Consider the following 2013-nt stretch of genomic DNA (forward strand, 5'->3'; position numbering starts at 1 on the left):
ACGCGGCCGGCCTGGCCGAGCTGGCGCAGCGGGCGGAACGGTCCGGCGACCTCCCGGGAACCGTCGAACCGCAGGTCGTGGACCTGTCCGACCTCGACGCCGCCGAGCGCGCAGCCGTCGGCGCCGATGTGCTGGTCAACAACGCGGGTCTGCAACTGGTGCGCCCCATCGAGGAGTTCCCGCCCGAGGTCTTCCACACCGTGCTGACCGTGATGCTGGAGGCGCCGTTCTGCCTCATCCGCGGTGCCCTGCCGCACATGTATGCGCAGGGCTGGGGCCGGATCGTCAATGTGTCCTCCGTCCATGGTCTGCGCGCCTCCGCATTCAAGTCCGCGTATGTGGCCGCCAAGCACGGTCTTGAGGGCCTGTCGAAGACGGCCGCACTGGAAGGCGCCGCCCATGGGGTGACCTCGAACTGTGTGAACCCGGCCTATGTGCGCACACCCCTGGTGGAGAAGCAGATCGCCGACCAGGCGCAGGCACACGGCATCCCCGAGGAGCGCGTGCTGTCCGAGGTCCTGTTGCGGGACAGCGCGGTCCAGCGGCTCATCGAACCCGAGGAGGTAGCCGAGGCGGTGGCCTACCTGTGCAGCCCGCAGGCGTCCTTCGTCACCGGCACCTCGCTGGTGCTCGACGGCGGTTGGACAGCGCACTGAAGCGGCGGGCAGACGGCCCTCCGAAGCACCCGGCGGTGCCCGGCACGGGAGTTTTCCACAGGCCCGCCGGGTCCGGCGGCCGATGCGGAATCCTGTGACCATGTCTCGCGATCACGTTCAGCGGGCACCCGGCGCCGGCGCCGAGGCCCCGTACCTCGAACTGCTGGCCCGTGACGCCTCCGCGGAGGCGTACGAGCAGCCGGTGCTGCTCGCCCGGGCCGAGGGCAGAGCGGCCGACCGTATCGCCGCGCTGGAAGAGGCCAAGCTGCTCGCCCTGCGGGTCCGAGCCGAGCTGGAGGGGCGCCGGCGCCGTGAGGCGGAGCTGTCCGCGCTCTTCGAGACCGCCCACGACCTGGCGGGCCTGCGCGATCTGGACGCCGTCCTGCAGGCCATCGTGCAGCGCGCCCGCTCCCTGCTCGGCACGGACGTCGCCTACCTCACCCTGAACGACCCGGGGCGCGGCGACACCTATATGCGGGTCACGGAGGGCTCCGTCTCCGCCCGCTTCCAGCAACTGCGCCTCGGCATGGGCGAGGGACTCGGCGGACTGGTCGCCCAGACGACCCGGCCGTATGTCACGGACGATTACTTCAAGGACGCCCGCTTCCAGCACACCCTCACCATCGACGCCGGCGTCCGCGACGAGGGCCTGGTCGCCATCCTCGGCGTCCCCCTCATGCTCGGTCCGCATGTCATCGGGGTCCTCTTCGCCGCCGACCGCAGAGCACGCGTCTTCGAGCGCGCGCAGATCGCCCTGCTCGGCTCCTTCGCCGCGCTCGCCGCGGCCGCGATCGACACCGCCAATCTGCTCACCGAGACCCGCGCGGCCCTGGCCGGCCTGGAGCGTGCCAACGAGATCATCCGGGACCGCAGCGCCGTCATCGAGCGCGCCTCCGACGTCCACGACCGGCTCGCCGAACTCGTCCTGCGCGGCGGCGGGGTGCACGACGTGGCCGCCGCCGTCTCCGAAGTCCTCGACAGCACCGTCGAGTTCACCGAGGCCGACGCGGCACCGGCCGAGGCACTGGAGGCGTCCCGCGCCGAGGGACACGCCGTACGGCACGGCAGCGCCTGGATCGCCGCGGTCGCCGCCGGCGGTGAACTCCTCGGTGCGCTGGTCCTGCGCGGGCACGCTGGTCTCGACCCCGTCGACCAGCGCACTCTGGAGCGCGCGGCGATGGTCACCTCGCTGCTCCTGCTCGCCCGCCGCTCGGCGGCCGAGGCCGAACAGCGCGTGCGGGGCGAGCTGCTGGACGACCTGCTGGACGCGCGCGACCGGGATCCGCGCCTGCTGCGCGAGCGTGCCGCCCGGCTGCGCGCCGACCTGGACGCCACCCATGTCGTCCTCGCCGCACGC

General features: G+C 72.6%; 2 protein-coding genes. Both read left to right on the forward strand.

The features are described 5' to 3' along the window. A partial coding sequence (locus M878_RS86805) for an SDR family oxidoreductase (protein ID WP_023552860.1) occupies positions 1 to 656 on the forward strand: 656 nt, incomplete at its 5' end. 100 nt (positions 657 to 756) lie between these two features. Then, positions 757 to 2013: GAF domain-containing protein (locus tag M878_RS86810; RefSeq protein WP_031226919.1), on the forward strand; the 1257-nt coding region annotated here is incomplete at its 3' end.

Source organism: Streptomyces roseochromogenus subsp. oscitans DS 12.976 (genome assembly GCF_000497445.1).
Classification (GTDB): domain Bacteria; phylum Actinomycetota; class Actinomycetes; order Streptomycetales; family Streptomycetaceae; genus Streptomyces; species Streptomyces oscitans.